The sequence below is a fragment of the Streptomyces sp. NPDC090445 genome, from assembly GCF_044769385.1.
GTDB lineage: Bacteria > Actinomycetota > Actinomycetes > Streptomycetales > Streptomycetaceae > Streptomyces.
This window is the reverse complement of record NZ_JBIVXV010000009.1, coordinates 149,032-169,492: the sequence shown is the minus strand read 5'-3', so window position 1 is coordinate 169,492 and position 20,461 is coordinate 149,032. Positions and strand designations below refer to the sequence as shown.

The 20,461-nt window shown below is 73.6% G+C and carries 18 protein-coding genes and 1 tRNA gene; 15 read left to right on the top strand and 4 right to left on the bottom strand.

Features of this window, described 5'->3' with window-relative positions; translation table 11 throughout:
• Positions 1 to 110: 110 nt before the first annotated feature.
• The 5 genes from ACIQUT_RS20465 to ACIQUT_RS20445 all read left to right on the top strand — a co-directional run bounded on the left by ACIQUT_RS20465 (position 111) and on the right by ACIQUT_RS20445 (position 3,215).
• A complete protein-coding gene (locus ACIQUT_RS20465; RefSeq protein WP_403564453.1) occupies positions 111 to 593 on the top strand; it encodes a molybdenum cofactor biosynthesis protein B in 483 nt (160 codons plus the stop codon).
• Positions 590 to 1,243: a GNAT family N-acetyltransferase gene (locus ACIQUT_RS20460; RefSeq protein ID WP_403564451.1), complete on the top strand. Its 654-nt coding sequence runs from the start codon at positions 590 to 592 to the stop codon at positions 1,241 to 1,243. Before ACIQUT_RS20465 ends, ACIQUT_RS20460 begins: the two co-directional genes overlap by 4 nt.
• A gap of 183 nt (positions 1,244 to 1,426) precedes the next feature.
• Positions 1,427 to 2,455 carry a hypothetical protein gene (locus ACIQUT_RS20455; protein ID WP_403564342.1) on the top strand — a complete coding sequence of 343 codons (1,029 nt, stop codon included), beginning with the start codon at positions 1,427 to 1,429 and terminating at the stop codon, positions 2,453 to 2,455.
• 72 nt (positions 2,456 to 2,527) lie between these two features.
• Positions 2,528 to 2,601: transfer RNA gene (locus ACIQUT_RS20450), tRNA-Ala, on the top strand.
• Positions 2,602 to 2,744: 143 nt separating this feature from the next.
• A complete protein-coding gene (locus tag ACIQUT_RS20445) occupies positions 2,745 to 3,215 on the top strand; it encodes a hypothetical protein (protein ID WP_403564340.1) in 471 nt (156 codons plus the stop codon).
• Positions 3,216 to 3,267: 52 nt separating this feature from the next.
• Here ACIQUT_RS20445 and ACIQUT_RS20440 read toward each other — a convergent pair whose 3' ends face one another.
• Entirely contained in the window at positions 3,268 to 3,759 is a 492-nt protein-coding gene (locus ACIQUT_RS20440) for a GNAT family N-acetyltransferase (RefSeq protein ID WP_403564339.1), read from the bottom strand.
• 38 nt (positions 3,760 to 3,797) lie between these two features.
• On the opposite strand from ACIQUT_RS20440, the gene ACIQUT_RS20435 reads away from it, so the two are divergent.
• Positions 3,798 to 4,601, top strand: coding sequence for an exodeoxyribonuclease III (locus ACIQUT_RS20435; protein ID WP_403564337.1), 804 nt, complete (start codon positions 3,798 to 3,800; stop codon positions 4,599 to 4,601).
• 5 nt (positions 4,602 to 4,606) lie between these two features.
• On the opposite strand, the gene ACIQUT_RS20430 is transcribed toward ACIQUT_RS20435, so the two are convergent.
• A complete protein-coding gene (locus tag ACIQUT_RS20430) occupies positions 4,607 to 5,353 on the bottom strand; it encodes a MerR family transcriptional regulator (RefSeq protein WP_403564336.1) in 747 nt (248 codons plus the stop codon).
• A gap of 142 nt (positions 5,354 to 5,495) precedes the next feature.
• Here ACIQUT_RS20430 and ACIQUT_RS20425 point away from each other — a divergent pair, with 142 nt between their 5' ends.
• The 3 genes from ACIQUT_RS20425 to ACIQUT_RS20415 are packed head-to-tail and all read left to right on the top strand — an operon-like array spanning position 5,496 to position 8,937.
• Positions 5,496 to 7,118, top strand: a complete 1,623-nt coding sequence (locus ACIQUT_RS20425; RefSeq protein WP_403564334.1) for a flavin-containing monooxygenase — start codon at positions 5,496 to 5,498, stop codon at positions 7,116 to 7,118.
• Positions 7,115 to 8,050: an alpha/beta fold hydrolase gene (locus tag ACIQUT_RS20420; protein ID WP_403564333.1), complete on the top strand. Its 936-nt coding sequence runs from the start codon at positions 7,115 to 7,117 to the stop codon at positions 8,048 to 8,050. The genes ACIQUT_RS20425 and ACIQUT_RS20420 overlap by 4 nt, the downstream gene beginning before the upstream one ends.
• Positions 8,047 to 8,937 carry an SDR family oxidoreductase gene (locus ACIQUT_RS20415; protein WP_403564331.1) on the top strand — a complete coding sequence of 297 codons (891 nt, stop codon included), beginning with the start codon at positions 8,047 to 8,049 and terminating at the stop codon, positions 8,935 to 8,937. The genes ACIQUT_RS20420 and ACIQUT_RS20415 overlap by 4 nt, the downstream gene beginning before the upstream one ends.
• A 162-nt stretch (positions 8,938 to 9,099) precedes the next feature.
• On the opposite strand, the gene ACIQUT_RS20410 is transcribed toward ACIQUT_RS20415, so the two are convergent.
• Positions 9,100 to 12,396: a S41 family peptidase gene (locus tag ACIQUT_RS20410; protein WP_403564330.1), complete on the bottom strand. Its 3,297-nt coding sequence runs from the start codon at positions 12,394 to 12,396 to the stop codon at positions 9,100 to 9,102.
• Between the two features lie 165 nt (positions 12,397 to 12,561).
• On the opposite strand from ACIQUT_RS20410, the gene ACIQUT_RS20405 reads away from it, so the two are divergent.
• The gene (locus tag ACIQUT_RS20405) at positions 12,562 to 13,152 is read left to right on the top strand and encodes a TetR/AcrR family transcriptional regulator (RefSeq protein ID WP_403564450.1); all 591 of its coding nucleotides are present in this window, start codon (positions 12,562 to 12,564) and stop codon (positions 13,150 to 13,152) included.
• A gap of 119 nt (positions 13,153 to 13,271) precedes the next feature.
• Entirely contained in the window at positions 13,272 to 15,470 is a 2,199-nt protein-coding gene (locus ACIQUT_RS20400) for an MMPL family transporter (RefSeq protein WP_403564328.1), read from the top strand.
• A gap of 168 nt (positions 15,471 to 15,638) precedes the next feature.
• Here ACIQUT_RS20400 and ACIQUT_RS20395 read toward each other — a convergent pair whose 3' ends face one another.
• On the bottom strand, positions 15,639 to 16,070 hold the full coding sequence (locus ACIQUT_RS20395; RefSeq protein ID WP_403564326.1) for an SsgA family sporulation/cell division regulator: 432 nt from the start codon (positions 16,068 to 16,070) through the stop codon (positions 15,639 to 15,641).
• Positions 16,071 to 16,253: 183 nt separating this feature from the next.
• Between ACIQUT_RS20395 and ACIQUT_RS20390 the strand changes: the two genes are divergently transcribed.
• The 4 genes from ACIQUT_RS20390 to ACIQUT_RS20375 are packed head-to-tail and all read left to right on the top strand — an operon-like array spanning position 16,254 to position 20,085.
• Positions 16,254 to 17,327, top strand: a complete 1,074-nt coding sequence (locus tag ACIQUT_RS20390) for an energy-coupling factor ABC transporter permease (protein ID WP_403564324.1) — start codon at positions 16,254 to 16,256, stop codon at positions 17,325 to 17,327.
• A gap of 1 nt (position 17,328) precedes the next feature.
• Positions 17,329 to 18,090 (top strand): cobalt ECF transporter T component CbiQ, encoded by a 762-nt coding sequence (gene cbiQ / locus ACIQUT_RS20385; RefSeq protein ID WP_403564323.1) that lies wholly within the window; start codon positions 17,329 to 17,331, stop codon positions 18,088 to 18,090.
• Complete coding sequence (locus ACIQUT_RS20380) at positions 18,078 to 18,860, top strand: energy-coupling factor ABC transporter ATP-binding protein (protein ID WP_403564321.1); 783 nt, start codon at positions 18,078 to 18,080, stop codon at positions 18,858 to 18,860. Before cbiQ ends, ACIQUT_RS20380 begins: the two co-directional genes overlap by 13 nt.
• Positions 18,861 to 18,888: 28 nt before the next feature.
• Positions 18,889 to 20,085, top strand: a complete 1,197-nt coding sequence (locus ACIQUT_RS20375; protein WP_403564448.1) for a serine hydrolase domain-containing protein — start codon at positions 18,889 to 18,891, stop codon at positions 20,083 to 20,085.
• Positions 20,086 to 20,461: the final 376 nt, after the last annotated feature.

Below are 20,461 nucleotides of genomic sequence, written 5' to 3'. Positions count from 1 at the left end.
CCCACCCCGACGCCCAGCCCCAGCGCGAGGGCGGCGGTACGGCTGCCGGTGCTGCTGCTGCTGCTGCTGCCGCTGCCGCTGCCGGTGTCGGCGCGCGGCAGGCGCGCGGCCTGGTGGTGACCGCCTCCAACCGGGCCTCGGCCGGCGTGTACGCCGACAAGGGCGGCCCCCTGCTGGCCGAGGGGCTGCTGGAGCTCGGCTTCGCCGTGGACGGCCCGCGCGTCGTCCCGGACGGCGACCCCGTCGAGCAGGCGCTGCGCGAGGGCGTGGCCGCCGGGTACGACGTCATCCTCACCACCGGCGGCACCGGCATCTCGCCGACCGACCGCACCGCGGACGTCACCGCGCGGGTGCTGGACTACGAGATCCCCGGCATTCCGGAGGCCATCCGGGCCGAGGGCCTGGCGAAGGTGCCGACCGCGGCGCTGTCCCGGGGGCGCGCGGGCGTGGCCGGCCGCACCCTGATCGTCAACCTGCCCGGCTCCACCGGCGGCGTCCGCGACGGCCTCGCGGTCCTCGCGCGGATCCTGCCGCACGCGGTGGACCAGATCCGGGGCGGCGACCACCCGGCACCGTCGGGGAGCCAGAGCTGAACGGACCCACCTGGCCGGTGGCGCTCGCCGACGGCGATGTCATCCTCCGGCCGATAAGAATGCGGGACCAGAGCGCCTGGCGCGAGGTGAACCGGCGCAACCGGGAATGGCTCCGGCCGTGGGAGGCCACGATTCCGCCGCCCGCGCCCTGGGGGCCGGTGGTCCGGCGCCCGACCTACCGGCAGATGGTCCGCCATCTGCGGGCGGAGGCGAACGCCGGGCGGATGCTGCCGTTCGTCATCGAGTACCAGGGGCGGCTGGTCGGCCAGCTGACGGTCGCCGGGATCACCTGGGGCTCCATGTGCGCGGGCCACATCGGCTACTGGGTGGACCGCGAGGTGGCGGGGCGGGGCGTGATGCCGACCGCCGTGGCGCTGGCGGTGGACCACTGCTTCGCGCGGGTCGGGCTGCACCGGATCGAGGTGTGCATCCGGCCGGAGAACGGGCCCAGCCGGCGCGTGGTGGAGAAGCTGGGCTTCCGCGAGGAGGGGCTGCGGCCGCGCTACCTGCACATCGACGGAGCCTGGCGCGACCACCTGGTGTACGCGCTGACGGTGGAGGAGGTCCCGGAGGGGCTGGTGTCCCGCTGGCACCGCACGCGGGACCGGGGTGCCGAGCCGCCGCCGGGCCCGGACACGGGCGCCCGATAAACGCCGGACGCCACCGCCCCCCTCAGTAATTCGAAAGCGCGTTCGAATTCCTGAGCGGGGGCCCGAATCGCCCATATCCTGATCCGAAGAATCACAAAAAAAGTCGGTGATATCAGCCGGTTCGTGCGACACACCGGTCCAATTGGCGGATCCCTCAGGCCGTATCCCTCTACGGTGTGAGGTGTGAGCAGCAGCGGCCTCATCTACGCAGTCATTGTGGGGGCTTGGGCCGCCTACTTGGTGCCCATGTGGCTCCGGAGGCAGGACGAGCTGAACGAGGCCCGTCCGACGGAACGCTTCTCCACTGCCATCCGGCTGCTTTCCGGCCGGGCGGGAATGGAGCGCCGTTACGCCAAGGGGCTGCGTGAGCGCACCGACCAGGAGGCGGATCCCCAGTACCTCGCGGATCCGGACGCCGCGACGGAAACGGTGAATTCCGTGGACGCCGACGCCCGGTCCGTCGGCATGCCCGCAACCAGGACGGAGCCGAGGTCCGCCCTCGTGGAACGGCAGGCCGTGGCCGAGCGGCAGCGGCGCCAACAGCGCCTGCAGGTGCTCGCCCGCCGCCGGCGCACCACCGCGCTCCTCTTCCTCGTCTTCTCCCTCGGTGCCGTCGTCGCCGCGGTCGGCGGCATCGCCTACCTGTGGGCCCCGGGCCTGCCGGCCGTCCTGCTGAGCGCGTACATCGCGTACCTGCGCGCCCAGGAGCGGCGGCGCTACGAGTTCACCATGGACCGCCGGCGCGCCGAGGCCGCCGCCCGCCACCTGCGCGAGAACCGCCCGGGCCGCCGCGAGACCGAGGAAGCCCCGGGAGCCGAACCCGAGCCCGCACCGCCGGTCTCCCCGCAGGAGGCGGGGCGGCGCGCCCTGGTCGAGCAGACCGACCACGCCGAGTGGGTGGACCAGCAGCGCGAACGCGGCCCCGGCCGCGGCGACAGCTGGGAGCCCGTCCCGGTCCCGCTGCCCACCTACGTGACGGCCCCGGTCGCCCCCCGCGCCACCGGCCCGGCGGCCCCGGACGGCTGGAGCGCCTCCCGCTCCAGCACGGCCGAGCCGACGGACCCCCGCCTGCGCGCCCAGCCCGCGGCCCCCGCCAAGCCGGACGCCGCCGGGGCCGCGCAGCCGGCCCGCCCGCGCGGCCGCGACCGCGGGCGCACGCCCCTGTTCGACCAGTACGAGAGCGACGACCGCCCCCGCGCGGCCAACGAATGACCGCCGCGAAGCCGCTCCGGGAACGGATTTTGGTGCGGCGACGCGAGGATGCTAATGTTTCACACGTCGCAAGGGCCTGTGGCGCAGTCTGGTAGCGCACCTCGTTCGCATCGAGGGGGTCTGGGGTTCAAATCCCCACAGGTCCACAGACGACAGTTCTCGGATAGCTACCGGGAATCGTCACGAGATCCCGTTCAGCCGAAAGGCTGGGCGGGATCTCGGCGTTTGCCGGGACAATGACCGGAGTTACCCGGGAGGGGGGGCCGTGTATCGACGCCGGGTGCGGGTGGTGGGGCTTGTGCTTGCCCTTGCCGCCGTGGGCGGGGCCCTCACCGCCTGTGGCTCCGACGCATTTGAGCGGTGCGTCCCGGAGGCGGCTGACACCGCGGGCGCCGCGCAGTTGGCGGGCACGTTCGACGGTGAGCTCAAGGCGAAGGGGGCCAGCCTCGTTCTGACCCTCACTCCCGGAACGGCTCAGGGGGGCAGCTTCACGGCGGAGAACTGGCCCACGGGCGACAGCTCCTTCCACGCCCATCTCGGCAAGACCTTCAGCGGGTCCGGTACCTGGCAGGTGCAGGCCCCTGTTTCGGCGAAGGGCCGGACCATGCTCGTCCTGGAATTCACCGAGCCGGAGGGCTTCCTGCACGGTGACACCCTCGACAAGCTCTCCATCGGCATCGACGCGAAGCGCACCTTCGTCTACGACGACCGGGATCCGGACGTCTGCCCGAAGTTCCGGCTCCGGCTCCGGCAGGGGTGATCCCGCCCGGCTGATGGGCGGACGGGCGGGACCACGGGGCGCCCGGCGGGCGTCAGGAGAGGGGCTTGGCCATGCAGTGGCTGGACGGGTATTCGCGGTAGTAGCCGAACTTCTCCGTCGTGGCGTAGCCCGAGGAGCGGTAGAGGGCGATGGCCTCCGGCTGCTTGTTGCCGGTCTCCAGGACCATGCGGGTGCGCCCGGCCGCACGGGCGTCGGACTCCAGCTCCGCCAGGATCCGGCGGGCGAGGCCCAGGCCGCGGGCCTCGGGGACGACGTACATGCGCTTCAGTTCGGCGTCGCCGTCCGAGTAGCCCTCGTCGTTCTCGTCCTGGGTGCGCCAGCCGCCGGTGGCAACCGGCGCTCCCGATGTGTCGTACGCCACCAGGTACAGGCCCTGCGGCGGCAGGAACATCGCCGGGTCGAGGAAGGTGGCGTCGCCCTCGCCGTCGTACCGCACCCGGTATTCGAGCTGAACCTGGTCGTTGAGCCTGATCGCGTCCGGGTGGTCGTACGGCACGGCGCGCAGGTCTATCCCGTGAGACATCCGGACATCGTACGGAAGGGCCGGGCTATGGTGCTGGGATGCTCTCCGTGACCTCCGTGAACGTGAATGGGATCCGCGCTGCCGCCAAGAAGGGCTTCTCCCCGTGGCTGGCCGGCTCGGAAGCCGACGTCGTGTGCCTGCAGGAGGTACGCGCCGAGGAGGCGCAGATCCCGGAGGAGGTGCGGGAGCCCGAGGGCTGGCACACCGTCTTCGCGCCGGCCGCCGCCAAGGGGCGGGCCGGGGTCGCCGTGTACACGCGGCGGGAGCCCGAGCGGGTGCAGGTCGGCTTCGGCAGCGACGAGTTCGACGGCTCCGGGCGGTACCTGGAGGTCGACCTGCCCGGCGTGGTCGTCGCCAGCCTCTACCTGCCGTCCGGGGAGGCCGGGACCGAGAAGCAGGACGAGAAGTACCGGTTCATGGACGAGTTCCTGCCCTACCTGGCGGCCCTGAAGGAGAAGGCCGCGGCGGACGGGCGCGAGGTCGTCGTCTGCGGCGACTGGAACATCTGCCACCGGGAAGCGGACCTGAAGAACTGGCGGACCAACCGCAAGAGCGCCGGCTTCCTGCCCGAGGAGCGGGAGTGGCTCGGCAAGGTCTACTCCGAGGCCGGCTACGTGGACGTCGTCCGCGAGCTGCACCCCGACGCGGAGGGGCCGTACTCCTGGTGGTCCTACCGGGGGCGGGCCTTCGACAACGACTCCGGCTGGCGGATCGACCTCCAGGTCGCGACGCCGGGGCTGGCGGCGCGGGCCGTGAAGGCGTTCGTGGAGCGGGCCGAGACGCACCCGGAGCGGTGGTCCGACCACGCGCCGGTGACCGTCGTCTACGGGGCCGGTGTCTGAGGCGTCTACGGGGCCGGTGTCTGAGGCGTCCCGGACTGCCGAGGGGTCTGGGGCGCTTCTTCCGGCAGCCGTGCCGCGGCCAGGAGGCGGTCCATGGCCATCGAGAGCTCGGCCTCGACCACGCTCTTGGCCAGCGGGCGGAGACGGGTGACCGCCTCCGCGTCCTCTTTGTCCCCCTTGCCCAGGTGTTCCGTGACCAGCCCGGCGAACAGGGCCGCCAGGGCGTCCGCGTGCTCGCGGACCCGGCGCCCGGTCTCCAGGACGGCGGCGAGGGGGACGCCCTCGCGCACCAGGGCCGAGGAGACGTCCAGCAGGCGGCGGCTCACGTGGACGATCTCGTCGCCGTCGGTGGCCACGTAGCCGAGGTCGAGGGAGGCCGCCAGGTTCTCCGGGGTGACCTCGCCCTCGAAGTAGTCGGCCAGCGCCTCCGGGGTCAGGCGGACGGGGGTCTCCTCCGACCAGCCGATGCCGAGCAGTTCGCCGAGCTGGCCGACGTCGCGGCCGTTCTCGAAGGCGGCGGTGAGCTCGGCGATGCCGCCGAGGGTGTGGCCGCGTTCGAGGAGGGCGGCGATGGTGCGCAGCCGGGCCAGGTGGTGGTCGTCGTACCAGGCGATCCGGCCCTCGCGGCGCGGCGGCGGCAGGAGCTTGCGCTCGCGGTAGAAGCGCAGGGTGCGGACGGGGATGCCGGCGGCCTCGGCCAGCTCCTCCGTACGGTATTCACGCACTGTCGTCCCCGCTTCCGTGTCTGCCACAGCCGAAGCCTAGGGCGTACCGGCGGTAACTTTCCGGGTGCGACCCCTACCCAGCGGTACGGAGCTGCTCTACCCTCCCGATTGTGCCAGTGATTGCTGGCAGTGTGTGCGTGGTGTGTTGTTGGGGTGGCTGGGAGGCGGCATGGGCGGCACAGACAGGCACGAAGGCGGGCGCGGGGGCGGGCGCGAGCACGTCCGGGTGGCGGTGATCGGGTCCGGCTTCAGCGGGCTCGGCGCAGCCGTCCGGCTCCGCCGCGAGGGGATCACGGACTTCGTCGTCCTGGAACGGGCCGACTCCGTCGGCGGCACCTGGCGGGACAACAGCTATCCGGGCTGCGCCTGCGACGTGCCGTCCCACCTGTACTCGTTCTCCTTCGCACCCAACCCCGACTGGCCCCGCACCTTCTCCGGCCAGCCGCACATCCGGGCCTACCTGGAGCACGTCGCCGACACCTTCGGGCTGCGCCCGCACATCCGGCTGAACTCCGAGCTGCTCACGGCCCGCTGGGACAGCGCCGAGCTGCGCTGGGAGATCGAGACCACCGCCGGCGCACTCACCGCCGACGTCGTCGTCTCCGCGACCGGGCCGCTGTCCGAGCCGAAGATGCCCGAGATCCCCGGACTCGCCGAGTTCCCCGGCGCCGTCTTCCACTCCGCGCGCTGGGACCACGGCTACGACCTGCGCGGCAAGCGGATCGCCGTGGTCGGCACCGGCGCCTCCGCCATCCAGATCGTCCCGGCCATCGCGCCCGAGGCGGAGCGGCTCACCCTCTTCCAGCGCACCCCGCCGTGGGTGCTGCCCCGCGCCGACCGGGCCATCGGCTCCGTCGAACGCCGGCTGCACCGGCAGCTGCCGTTCACCCAGGCCGCGCGCCGCGGGCTGCTGTGGGGCATCCGGGAGCTCCAGGTCAGCGCCTTCACCAAGCGGCCCAACCAGCTCGGGCTGATCGAAACCCTGGCCAAGGCCAATATGGCCCGCTCGATCAAGGACCCGGCGCTGCTCGCCAAGCTGACGCCCTCGTACCGGATCGGCTGCAAGCGGATCCTGCTCTCCAGCGACTACTACCCGGCGCTCGCCCGCCCCGACGTGGACCTCGTCGCCTCCGGGCTCAAGGAGATCCGGGGCAGCGTCCTCGTCGCCGCCGACGGCACCGAGACCGAGGCCGACGCGATCGTCTTCGGCACCGGCTTCCACATCACGGACATGCCGATCGCGGAACGCGTGGTGGGCGCGGAGGGCCGCACCCTCGCGGACCACTGGAAGGACGGGATACAGGCGCTGCGCGGGGCGACCGCCGCCGGCTTCCCGAACTGGATGACGATCATCGGACCGAACACCGGGCTCGGGAACAGCTCGATGATCCTGATGATCGAGTCGCAGCTGAACTACATGGCCGACTACCTGCGCCAGCTGAACGTCCTCGGCGGACGGGTCGCCCTCGCCGCCCGCCCCTCGGCCGTGAACCGGTGGAACCGGCAGGTCCAGACCCGGATGGAGCGGACCGTGTGGAACACCGGCGGCTGCACCAGCTGGTACCTGGACGCGCAGGGCCGCAACACCACCGTCTGGCCGGGCACGACGGGGGAGTTCCGCAAGCTCACGCGGACCGTGGACATGGGCGAGTACGAGGTCGTCCGGCTCCGGGAGCCCGACGGCGGGCGGGTTCCCGTCCAGGCCGCCGCGTCCGCGGCTGCGTCCGCCGCCGCTACCGGATCGGCCGCCTCCGCTTCCGGTTCCGCCTCCGCCGAGGACGGTGCCGCGTGAGCCGGCTGACGCACGTCACCGGCGGGCGGTACACGCCGCCCGCCGCCCGCCGCGAGCTGACCGCCGTATCCGCCGACGGGGCGCGGCTGCACGTGGAGGAACACGGCGAGCCGGACGCGCCGCCCGTCGTGCTCGCCCACGGCTGGACCTGCTCCACCGCCTTCTGGGCCGCCCAGATCCGCGACCTCGCCACCGACCACCGGGTCATCGCCTACGACCAGCGCGGCCACGGCCGCAGCCCCGCCGGATCCGGCTACTCCACCACCGCCCTCGCCGACGACCTGGCCGCCGTGCTGCGGGCCGCCCTCGCCCCCGGCGAGCGGGCCGTCCTGGCCGGGCACTCCATGGGCGGCATGACGATCATGGCTGCCGCCGGGCGGCCCGAGCTCGCCGAGCACGCCGCCGCCGTCCTGCTGTGCAGCACCGGCAGCTCCCGGCTGGCCGCCGAGGCGCTCGTGGTGCCGCTGCGCCCCGGGCCCCTGCGGACCCGCCTGACCCGCGCGCTCCTCGGCTCACGCGCCCCGCTCGGCCCGGTCACCCCGCCCGCCAAACGGGTGCTCAAGTACGCCACCATGGGCCCCGGTTCGGCGCCCGACCGGGTCGAGGCCTGCGCCCGGATCGTGCACGCCTGCCCCACCTCGGTCCGGTACGCCTGGTCGCAGGTCCTGGCCGAGCTCGACGTGCACGCCAACCTGCCCGCCCTCACCGCCCCCACCGCCGTCCTCGGCGGCACCGCCGACCGGCTGTCCCCGATCGTGCACGCCCGGCGGATCGCCGCCGCGCTGCCGCACTGCATCGGGCTGACCGAGCTGACCGGCATGGGGCACATGACCCCGATCGAAGCCCCCGAGGCCGTCACCAACGCGGTGCGCGAGCTGACCACCGCCTACCTCGGCACACCCGCGAAGGACGCGAAGGAGAAGACGCCGTGAGCGCCCACAGGAGTCTGGAAGGCCAGGTCGCCGTCATCACCGGCGCAGCCCGCGGCGTCGGCGAGCTGCTCGCCCGCAAGCTGTCCGCGCGCGGCGCGCGGATCGCACTGGTGGGGCTGGAGCCGGAGGCCCTCAAGGAGGTCTCCGAGCGCCTGCACACCGACAGCGACCACTGGCACGCCGACGTCACCGACCACGAGGCCATGGCCCGGGTGGCGCAGGAGGTCAAACAGCGCTTCGGCAAGGTCGACATCGTCGTCGCCAACGCGGGGGTCGCCGCGGGCGGCCCGTTCGCCGACTCCGACCCCGAGGCCTGGCGCCGGGTGATCGAGGTCAACCTGATCGGCAGCGCCGTCACGGGCCGGGCCTTCCTCCCCGTCCTCACCGAGAGCCGCGGCTACTTCCTCCAGATCGCCTCGCTCGCCGCGATCACCCCGGCGCCGATGATGACCGCGTACTGCGCCTCCAAGTCCGGGGTCGAGGCCTTCGCCCACTGCCTGCGGGCCGAGGTCGCCCACAAGGGCGTCAAGGTCGGCGTCGGCTACCTGTCCTGGACCGACACCGACATGGTGCGCGGCGCCGACCGGAACGACGTGATGCGGGAGCTGCGGCAGCGGCTGCCGTGGCCGGCGAACCGCACCTACCCGCTGGGCCCGGCCGTGGACCGGATCGTCGCCGGCATCGAACGCCGCTCCGCGCACGTGTACGCCCAGGGGTGGCTGCGCGCGATGCAGGGCGTACGGGGCTGGCTGCCGGGGCTCATCGCGGTCGGCGGGCGGCGGGACATGGAGCGGTTCGAGCCGCGGCTGGCCGGCGTCTCCAAGGGGCTCGTCGGGGCGGGCGGAGCCGCCGATGAGCGGGAGCGCGGGGGTAGTACGCCCGCCTGACGCCCGGGCCGCGCCCCGGCCTGGCCCGGCGCGGCCCCGGGCCGCAGCCCGGCCCGGCCTGAGTGCTCCGTGGGAGGGGCGCGAGGGTCCGGCGGTCGTCTGCGGGCCGGCTGTGGCTGGTCGCGCCGTTCCCCGCGCCCCTTGCGGGGAGCGGGGAACCGCCTAGCGCGGCGGGAGTTTTGGGCGGCGTAGGTCGGGGACGTCCTCGTAGCCGGGTGGGACTGCGGCCGGTTCCTGTTCCAGGAGTTCCAGGGCCAGGTGCACGGCGTCGTCGAGCTGTGCGTGGCGGCCCTCGGCCCAGTCCAGCGGGGTCCGCAGGATCGCGAAGTCCGGCTCCACGCCGTGGTTCTCCACCGACCAGCCGTACTCGGGGAACCAGGCGGCGTTCATCGGCACCGTGATGACCGTGCCGTCGCCGAGGGTGTGGCGGCCGGTCATGCCGACGACGCCGCCCCAGGTGCGCTGGCCGACGACCGGGCCCAGGCCCAGCAGCTTGAACGCCGCGGTGATCATGTCGCCGTCGGAGGAGGTCGCCTCGTCGGCCAGCGCCACGATCGGGCCGCGGGGCGCGTTGGAGGCGTAGGACACCGGCTGGGCGTTGCGGGTGAGGTCCCAGCCCAGGATCGAGCGGGTGAGCTTCTCCACCACCAGTTCGCTGATGTGCCCGCCCGCGTTGCCGCGGACGTCCACGAGGAGCGCGGGCCGGGACATCTCCATCCGGAGGTCCCGGTTGAACTGCGCCCAGCCCGAGCCGCCCATGTCGGGGATGTGCAGGTAGCCGCACTTGCCGCCGCTGACCTCGCGGACCACGGCGCGGCGCTTGGACACCCAGTGCTGGTAGCGCAGCGGCCGGTCGTCGACCAGCGGGACCACCGCCACGCGGCGGGCCGCGCCCTCGCCGTCGGCCGGGGTGAAGGTCAGCTCGACGGTGGTGCCGCCGGCCGCGGCCAGCAGCGGGTAGGGCCCGGTGACGGGGTCGACGGGCCGCCCGTCGACGTGGGTGAGGACGGAGCCCTCCCGGATGCCGCTGCCGGCCAGCGGGGAGCGGGCCTTGGAGTCGGAGGCCTCGCCGGGCAGGATCCGCCGGACGACCCAGCCCCCGTCGCGGGGCACGAGGTCGGCGCCGAGCAGGCCGATGGGCCGCTGGTAGTGCGGCGGGCCCTCGTTGCGGCGGGCGGGGGAGACGTACGCGTGCGAGGTGCCGAGTTCGCCGAGGACCTCGCGCAGCAGGTCGGCGAACTCGTCGGGGGAGGCGACGCGTTCGACGAGCGGCCGGTACTGGCGCAGCACGCCGTCCCAGTCGATGCCGCACATGTCCGGCTCCCAGAAGTAGGCGCGGATCAGCCGGCCCGCCTCCTCGAAGGCCTGCCGCCACTCGGCGGCCGGGTCCGCCTCGTGGTGGATGCGCCGCAGGTCGAGGTAGACGGTGGAGTCGCCGTCGCCGGCCTCGGTGGCGGGGACGGCCCGCAGGTCGCCGTCGTCGTTGAGGACGAGCCGGGTGCCGTCGCCGCTGACCGCGAACCAGTCCAGTCCGGAGGCCAGTTCGGTCTTGCGGGCCTTGGTGATGTCGAAGTGCTCCAGGGTGGGCTTGCCGCTGGTGTCGGCGGGGTTGGCGAAGGTCTCGCCGAGCGCGCCCGAGATGGGCCAGCGCAGCCACACCAGCCCGCCGCCGTGCACCGGGTACAGGGCCGAGTACTTGGAGGCCGTCACCGGGAACGGGGTGACGCGGCTCTCCAGGCCCTCCACCTCCACGGTCACCGAGCCGTCGCCCTCCTGGCCGGACTCCCCCTCCGCCGGGTCGAGTCCGCCCGCCGCGGGGCGGCCGTCGGGGGTGAACGCGAACGGCGAGGGCGTCGCGGAGGACAGCGGCACCAGGTAGGGGCGGCAGCCCAGCGGGAACGACAGGTCGCCGGTGTGCACGTCGTAGACCGGGTCGAAGCCGCGCCACGACAGGAAGGCCAGGTAGCGGCCGTCGCGGGTGAAGACCGGGTTCTCGTCGACGAAGCGGCCGCTGGTGACGTCCACGATGTTCCGCGCGCCGGGACCGAAGATCCGGGCCATCTTGATCTGCCGCAGCGCGTGCCCGACGCCCGGGTGCGACCAGGTCAGGAACGACCCGTCGGGGGAGAACGCCAGGTCGGTGACGGGCCCGTTGACGGACCGGACGAGCTCGGTGACCTCGCCGGCCGACTCCTCCGTCGCGTCGATGAGCAGCAGCCGCCCGTCGTGGGAGGCGATCGCGAGCCGCTCCCCGGCCGGGTCGGCCACCATCTCCAGTACGCGGCCCAGCTGCCCGGAGGCGAGCCGGCGCGGCTCCCGGTCGCCGGAGGCCCGCGGCAGGTAGGCGATCTCGACGGCGTCCTCGCCCTCGGCGTCCGTGACGTACGCGACCTGCCCGCCCGTGCCGAGCATCTCGGGCTGCCGCACCCGTACGCCCGGGGTGTCGGCGAGCGTCCGGGCGGGCCCGTCGCGGTGGGTGAGCCAGTACAGGCTGCCGCGGATGACGACGGCGCTGGCCCGGCCGGTGGTGTCGACGGACAGCGAGTCGACGTGGCTGCCGGCGGGCACCTGGTAGGTGCGCCGGCCGGCCCGCGGGCCGCCGAGGCGGACGTCGAGCCGGCGCGGGGCGGAGCCGGGGGCCAGCGAGTCGACGAGCCAGAGCTCGCCGGCGCACTGGTAGACGACCCGGGAGCCGTCGCTGGAGGCGTGCCGGGCGTAGAACTCCTCGTGGTCGGTGTGCCGGCGCAGGTCGGTGCCGTCGGGCAGGCAGGAGTACAGGTTGCCGATGCCCTCGTGGTCGGAGAGGAAGGCGATCCGGCCGGCGACGAACATGGGCGCGTCGAGGTGGCCTCCGATGTCCTCCAGCAGCCGCTTGCCGTGCAGCCAGAGCCGTCCGGTGGCGCCGCCGCGGTAGCGCTTCCAGGAGGCGGGCTCGTGCGGGGGCTTGCCGGTCAGCAGCAGGGTGCGCCGCCCGCCGGGGCCCTCGCCGTCGTGCTCCTCCTCGTGCACCGCGATGTCCGAGACCGGGCCCCAGGGGAGCTTGCCGCCGGGGGAGCCGTCCGTGGGCACCCGGTAGGCCCAGGCGAAGTAGGAGAACGGCTGCCCGTGCGAGGACACCGCCAGGATGTCGCTGCGGCCGTCGGCCTCGGGCGGGGTCCAGCCGCAGACCCGGGTGTCGGTGGCGCCCCAGTAGGTGAGCCGGCGGGCCGGGCCGCCTTCGACGGGGGCGAGGTGGATCTCGGGGTCGAGGCTGCGCCAGGTGGTGTAGGCGATGTGGCGGCCGTCGGGGGAGAAGCGGGGATGGCCGATGCGGGTGCGGTCGACCGTGATGCGCCAGGCCCGGCCGGGGCTTTCGCCCTCGGGGACCAGGGGCGCGATCCACAGGTCGTCCTCGGCGGCGAAGCAGAGCAGGTCGCCGTGGAGGTGCGGGAACCGGAGGTAGGCGAGGTCGTGGCTCACCCCACCATGCTTTCCGCGGTAGGGGGGCCCGGCAACTCGTACAGGTGATCCAGGCCACCCCCGAAAGCGAAACGGAACGGTTTCGTTTCGCTCGCGTCGGGAGTATGGTCGTACCTGTACGACGTGAAGTACGAAACGGTTTCGTTCGAAGGGAGGTGCGCCGTGGTGTCCGACGAGGTCTCCTCGCGGCGCAGCCGCATCACCCCCGAACGGGAGGCCGAACTCCACGGAGCGGTCCTGGACCTGCTGCGCGAGGTCGGCTACGACGCACTGACCATGGACGCGGTCGCCGCCCGCACCAAGTCCAGCAAGGCCACCCTCTACCGCCAGTGGGGGAGCAAGCCCGAGCTGGTAGCCCGGGCCCTGCGCTGCACGCAGCCGGTCTCCCTGGAGGAGATCGACACCGGCAGCCTGCGCGGGGACTTCGGACTCATGGTCCAGCACTCCGACGACGCGCAGATGGCCAAGGACACCGCCCTGATCCGGGGCCTGGCCCATGCCGTCCACACGAGCCCGGAACTCCACCAGGCCCTGCGGGAGCTGCTGATCGACCCGGAGATCACCGGTCTCCAGGCGATGCTCCGGCGCGCCGTCGACCGGGGTGAGATCGCCCCGGACTGTCCCGCCCTGGATTTCGTACCGCACATGCTCATCGGGGCCTTCATCGCGCTCCCGCTCATCGAGGACCGGTCCGTCGACCGGGCCTTCCTCGCCGAGTTCGTCGACGCCGTGGTCTTCCCCGCCCTCGGCGTCTGAGTCACCACCCGCGCACCGTTCCTGCTGCTCCTGACACGCCGCTCTCGTCGTCGGGCCGGCTCCCCACGCCCTGATCCGCACCCGGATCCATCCCACGACCAGAACGGGAGACCGCCTCCGTGGCCACCTTCCTCTACCGCCTCGGCCGGGGCGCCTTCCGGCGCCGCGGCCTCGTCGCCCTCATATGGGTGGCGCTGCTGTTCGCCGCCGGCTTCGGCGCGGCGTCGGCCGGCGCGCCCACCTCCGGCTCGTTCTCGATGCCCGGAACGGAGGCCCAGAAGGCCTTCGACCTGCTCGACGAGAAGTTCCCGGGCATGTCCGCCGACGGCGCCTCCGCCCGCATCGTCATCAAGGCCCCGCAGGGCGCCAAGATCACCGACGAGGCGAACAAGGCCCAGGTCCAGAAGATCGTCTCCGGCCTTCAGGAAGGCCCGGGCAAGGCCCAGGTCGCCTCGATCGCCGACCCCTTCCAGGTGCAGGCCGTCAGCCAGGACGGCTCCACCGCGTACGTGAGCGTGAAGTACACCGTCAGCGGCATGGAGCTGAAGGACGACACGCGTGACGCGCTCACCGGGTCCGGCACCGCCGCCAAGGCCGCCGGGCTGACCGTCGAGATCGGCGGCGACGCCCTGATGACCGTCCCCGAGAGCGGCTCCGGCGAGGTCATCGGCATCGCGGTCGCCGCGGTCGTCCTCGTCATCACCTTCGGCTCGCTGATCGCGGCCGGGCTGCCGCTGCTGACCGCGCTGATCGGCGTCGGCATCGGCGTCTCCACCGTCACCGCGCTCGCCAACGTGCTCGACCTCGGCTCCACCACCTCCACCCTCGCGATGATGATCGGCCTCGCGGTCGGCATCGACTACGCCCTCTTCATCGTCTCCCGCTACCGCGTGGAGCTCGCCGAGGGCCACCCGCGGGACGAGGCCGCGGGCCGGGCCGCCGGCACCGCCGGCTCCGCCGTCGTCTTCGCCGGCCTGACCGTGGTCATCGCCCTCGTGGGCCTGGCCGTCGTCAACATCCCGATGCTCACCAAGATGGGCCTCGCCGCCGCGGGCACCGTGGTCATCGCCGTCCTCGTCGCCCTCACCCTGGTCCCGTCCATCCTGGGCTTCGCCGGCAGGAAGGTGCTGCCCGCGGGCAGGAGGAGCAAGCTGCTCGGCAAGGGCCGCCCCGCCGACGCCGAGCCCAAGGCCAACGCCGGCACCCGCTGGGCCCGCTTCGTGCTGCGCCGCCCGGTCGTCGTCCTCCTCCTCGGCGTGATCGGCCTCGGCGCCATCGCGGTCCCGGCCGGCAAGCTGGAGATGGGCCTGCCCGACGACGGCGCCCAGCCGGTCTCCACCACCCAGCGCAGGGCCTACGACCTGCTCTCGGAGGGCTTCGGCCCCGGCTTCAACGGCCCGCTGCTCGTGGTCGTCGACGGCGGCAAGAAGCTCGCCGACGAGACCGCGGACCGGATCAAGGGCCTGGACGGCGTGGCCGTGGTCGTGCCGCCGACGCCCAACGAGGCCGGCGACGCCGCCATCATCACCGTCATCCCGAAGGACCGCCCGTCCTCCGCGAAGACCGAGGCCCTCGTCCACGACATCCGCGAGGGCAGCGGCGACGACGTCCTCGTCACCGGCGCGACCGCGATGAACATCGACTTCTCACAGAAGATGAACGACGCGCTCCTGCCCTACCTGGCGCTCGTCGTCGGTCTCGCCTTCCTCCTGCTGATGGTCGTCTTCCGCTCGATCCTGGTCCCGCTCAAGGCAGCCCTCGGCTTCCTGCTGTCCGTCGTCGCCGCCCTCGGCGCGGTCGTCGCGGTCTTCCAGTGGGGCTGGCTCGGCTCGGTCTTCGGAGTGGAGCAGACCGGCCCGATCATGAGCATGATGCCGATCTTCATGGTGGGCGTCGTCTTCGGCCTGGCCATGGACTACGAGGTCTTCCTCGTCACCCGGATGCGCGAGGCGTACGTCCACGGCGAGCGCCCGGGCCAGGCCGTCGTGACCGGCTTCCAGTACAGCGCCCGGGTCGTCGTCGCGGCCGCCGTGATCATGATCGCGGTGTTCGCCGGGTTCATCGGCGCCAGCGAGCAGATGGTGAAGATGATCGGCTTCGGCCTGGCCGTCGCCGTCTTCTTCGACGCCTTCGTCGTCCGCATGGCCATCGTCCCGGCGGTGCTCGCCCTGCTCGGCCACAAGGCCTGGTGGCTGCCGCGCTGGCTGGACCGGATCCTGCCGAACGTGGACGTCGAGGGCGAGAGCCTGCGCAAGCACCTGGAGGCCGCCGGCACCGCCGAGGGCCCCGACAAGGACCGCGAGCTGGTCAACGCCTGACCGAGCCGCCCAACGCCCGACCGGAGCCGATCCGGTCGGCAAGGCCCGGCTCCGTACCCGGCCGATCCGAGGGGATCGCCGGGTGCGGGGCCGGGCCGTTCGCGTGTTCCGGCCCGTGGCGGCCGGCCTGCGTCCCGCGGCGGCCGGCCTGCGGCCCGTGGCCCGTTGTTACGCCGACCGGGTGGCGGGGGTGTACGCGCGGCGCAGGAAGCGGCGCAGCGCGGCGCTGTCGAACTGGATGACCGCCACCCCGTCCGGGGAGTGGAACTCCACGACCACCTGGACGCGGCCGCAGGGCCAGATGCGCACGTCGCCGGTCCCGGACGGAGCCTGGAGGCCGGCCTCCAGCAGGGCCCGGGGGAAGACCCACTCGTTGTCGGTGCCCTCGGGGGAGAGGCCCGCGGGGAAGACGATCCGCACGGCGAGCGGCTCGCCGGGGGCGAAGCGCAGGGCGACGGGGATCTTCCGGTAGAGCGGATCGTCGGTGATCACGCGGGCGATGACGCGCTCCTCGACGGCAGTGGCGACAGCGCCGCTCGTGGTGGCGGTGGCGGCCGTGGCGGTGGCGGGGCCGGTGGGATTCTCGGCGGTGGCAGACATCGACAAGACTCCTCGAATCGGAACAAAGCAGTCCGTATTCCCTTCAGCCTCGCACATTCCGACGAAGCTGCGAACAAGCATTTGTGGTGTCGCCGCTCTTGCCACCGGTTTGCAAGTAGGGCCTATTCTTAAGCGGATAAAGATTTTGTCAGCTCAAGGACCGCAGGAAGCGGAGCCAGCCTCATGCACGTGCCCGACGGATTCATCGACGCCCCCGTCTCCCTCGCCGCCGGCGCCGTCGCCGCCGGCGCGGTAGCCGTCAGCCTCCGCGGCGCCCGCCGGGAACTCGACGAGCGGACCGCCCCGCTCGCCGGCCTCGTCGCCGCCTTCATCTTCGCCGTCCAGATGCTGAACTTCCCCGTGGCCGCCGGCACCAGCGGCCACCTGCTGGGCGGGGCACTCGCCGCGATACTCGTCGGACCCTGGACCGGCGTGCTCTGCGTGTCCGTCGTCCTCCTCATGCAGAGCGTCCTGTTCGCCGACGGCGGGCTCACCGCCCTCGGCGTGAACATCGTCAACATGGCCGTCGTGACCGTCGTCATCGCCTACGCCGTCTTCCGCGGCCTGGCCCGGCTCCTGCCCCGCACCCGGCGCTCCGTCACCGTCGCCGCCTTCACCGGAGCCCTCGTCTCCGTCCCCGCCTCCGCCGCCGCCTTCACCCTCATGTACGCCGTCGGCGGCACCACCGACGTCCCCCTCGGCAAGGTGCTCACCGCCATGCTCGGCGTACACGTCCTCATCGGCATCGGCGAGGCCGCCATCACCGCCGCGACCGTCGGCGCCGTCCTCGCCGTACGGCCCGACCTGGTCCACGGCGCGCGCGGGCTGACCGCTCCGCTGAAGCTGCGCGTCGGCGGCGAACTCGTCGACGCCCCGGCGGCCGCCTCGCCCGCTGCCGCAGCCGCGGCCCCGGCTGCCGCCCGCTCGACGAAGAAGGTGTGGGGCGCGGGCCTCGCCACCGCCCTCGTCCTCGCCGGCATCGTCTCCTTCTACGCCTCCGCCAGCCCCGACGGCCTGGAGAAGGTCGCCGCCGACCAGGGCATCGACCAGAACGTCACCGAGCACGCCGCAGCCGGCTCCCCCCTCGCCGACTACGGCGTCAAGGACGTCGACGACGCCCGCCTCTCCGGCGGCCTCGCCGGCGTGATCGGCGTCGGCGCCACCGTCGCCGTCGGCACCGGCGTCTTCTGGGCCGTACGCCGCCGCCGCGCCGCCGCCCCCGACCGGGCCGCCGCCCCCACCCCCTCGGCCGGCTGACATGGGAGCGGGCCACGCCCACCGGCTCTACCGGCACGCGGACTCCCCCGTCCACGCGCTGCCGCCGCACTGCAAGATCGCCGCGGTCTTCGCGTTCGTCCTCGTCGTCGTGTCCACACCCCGCGAGGCGGTGTGGGCCTTCGGCCTGTACGCACTCCTCGTCGCGGCCGTCGCCGCCACGGCCCGGATCCCGGCCGGCCTCCTGCTCCGCCGGATGCTGATCGAGATCCCGTTCGTCCTCTTCGCCGTCCTCATGCCCTTCGTGGCCGAGGGCGAGCGGATCGAGGTGCTCGGCACGTCACTGAGCGTCCCCGGCCTGTGGGGCGCCTGGAACGTGCTGGCCAAGGGCACCCTCGGCGTCGCCGCGTCCGTCATCCTCGCCTCGACCACCGAACTGCGGGAGCTGCTCCTCGGACTCCAGCGGCTGAAGCTGCCCCCGCTGCTCGTACAGATCGCCTCCTTCATGATCCGCTACGGCGACGTGATCACCGACGAGCTGCGGCGCATGTCCGTCGCCCGCCGCTCCCGGGGCTTCGAAGCCCGCGGCATCCGGCACTGGGGGGTGCTCGCCAAGACCGCCGGAGCCCTCTTCATCCGCTCCTACGAACGCGGCGAACGCGTCCACCTCGCGATGGTCAGCCGCGGCTACACCGGCTCCATGCCGGTCATCGACGACGTCACCGCCACCCCCGCCCAATGGGCGCGGGCGGCCGTACTCCCCACGGCGGCCCTCGCCGTCTGTGTGATCGGATGGACCTCGTGACCCCGCCCCCCGCCGCTTCCCCCGCCCCTGCCTCCCTGGAGGTGGCCGGCCTCGCCTACGCCTACCCCGACGGCCACCAGGCCCTCTTCGGCGTCGACCTGGCCGTCGGCCGCGGCGAGCGGGTCGCCCTGCTCGGGCCCAACGGCGCCGGCAAGACCACCCTCGTCCTCCACCTCAACGGCATCCTCGCCGGCGGGGTCGGCACCGTCGCCGTCGCCGGCCTCCCCGTCGAGAAGCGGAACCTCGCCGAGATCCGGCGCCGCGTCGGCATCGTTTTCCAGGACCCCGACGACCAGCTGTTCATGCCGACCGTTCGGGAAGACGTGGCCTTCGGCCCGGCCGCAGCCGGAATGCGCGGACCCGAGCTCGAACAGCGGGTCCGGGAAGCCCTGGAACAGGTCGGCATGGCCGGCTTCGCCGACCGGCCCCCGCACCACCTCTCCTTCGGCCAGCGGCGGCGCGTCGCGGTCGCGACCGTCCTCGCGATGCGGCCCGAGATCCTCGTCCTCGACGAACCCTCCTCCAACCTGGACCCGGCATCGCGGCGCGAGCTCGCCGACATCCTCCGCTCGCTCGACGTGACCGTGCTCATGGTCACCCACGACCTGCCCTACGCGCTGGAGCTGTGCCCCCGCTCCGTCGTCCTCAGCGAGGGCGTCATCGCCGCCGACGGACGCACCCACGACCTGCTGTGCGACGAGGAGCTCATGCGCAGGCACCGCCTGGAACTGCCCTTCGGCTTCGACCCGCGCACCGTGCCCGCGGCATAACCGGAAGCCCGTGGTGGTTGCACCGCTCGTGAACATCCAGGGTCAGGTGGCGGAGGGCTTCGAGGCCGTCCGGGACGCCTTCATACGCAACTTCGAGGTGCTCGGCGACCGGGGCGCGGCGGTCGCCGTGTACCGGGACGGCCGGCGGGTCGTCGACCTGTGGGCCGGCACGCGGGACGTGGACGCGGATGCGGATGCCGGTGCCGGTGCCGGTGCCGGCGGCGTGCCGTGGACGGCCGACACGGCGCAGGTCGTCCGCTCGGCCACCAAAGGCGTGGCCGCCGTCGTACCGCTGCTGCTGCACCAGCGCGGACTGCTGGACCTCGACGCGCCCGTCGGCGCGTACTGGCCGGAATTCAAGGCCGGCGGCAAGGAGCGGGCCCTCGTACGGGACCTCCTCGCCCACCGGGCGGGCGTACCGGCCCTCGACGTGCCGCTCACCCCGCAGCAGGCCGCGGACGGGCTGACCGGAGCGCGGGCCGTCGCCGAACAGCAGACGTTCTGGGAGCCGGGCACGGCCCACGGCTACCACGCCCAGACTTACAGCTGGCTGCTGTCCGAACTGGTGCTCCGCATCACCGGCGCCTCCCTCGGCACCTGGCTCGCCCGGGAAGTCACCGGGCCGCTCGGGCTCGACTTCTGGATCGGCCTGCCGGAAGCCGAAGCGGCGTCCGGGCGGGTCGGGCGGATCGGCGCCGTCGAACCGCCGGAATCCGCGGGCGCCCTGCGGACCCGGCCGCGCCGGAACGTCTCCGAGGCCTACGCCGACCCCGCGTCGCTGACCCGCCGCGCCTTCGCCGCGATCACCCCGCTCGCCGACGAGAACGCCCCCGCATACCGGGCCGCCGAACTCCCCGCCTCCGCGGGCATCGGCACCGCCCGGGCCCTGGCCGGGCTGTACGCGGCGCTGCTGGACGACACCGAGGACGGGCCGCGGCTGTTCACACCGCAGACGGTGGCCCTGGCGGGCGCGGAACTGTCCGCCGGCCCGGACCGGGTCCTGGTCGTGAACACCCGCTTCGGGCCCGGATACATGCTGCACAGCCCGGCCTCGCCGATGCTGTCCCCGGCGTCGTTCGGCCACCCGGGGCGGGGCGGGTCCCTCGCCTTCGCCGACCCCGAGGCCGGCATCGGCTTCGGCTACGTCACCAACGCCCTGGCCAAGTCCGTCACCGCCGACCCGCGGGCGCAGGCGCTGATCCGCGCCCTCCACGCCTCCCTCTAACACCCGGCCGCGGCGCCCTGCCGCGGGCTGCGCCGCCTTGCCGCGGGCTGCGCCGCCCTGCCGCGGCCGCCGGGGGCTGTCCCGCCGCCAGGGCCGGGCGCCTGCGGCCGAAGCAGGCGGGGCGGAAGCAGCCACGCCGGGCGGGGGGCGTGGCCCTGCGGGGCTGTTCCCCTACCCACCCTTCCCCCGTTCCCCGGGCTCCGTCCGGACCCGCTCCGGCTGCCGCCGGAGGCAGGAACCCGCGCCTGGCGGCGCAGGCCGGGCAAATCCAGCTGCGGGGCGGCTTGCCGGCGCGGGCCGGCCGGCGGGGCGGGGACCCGCGCTTGGCGGCGTGGGCCGGGCAGTTCCAGCCTCGCCGGCGTTTGAGGCGCGGGGT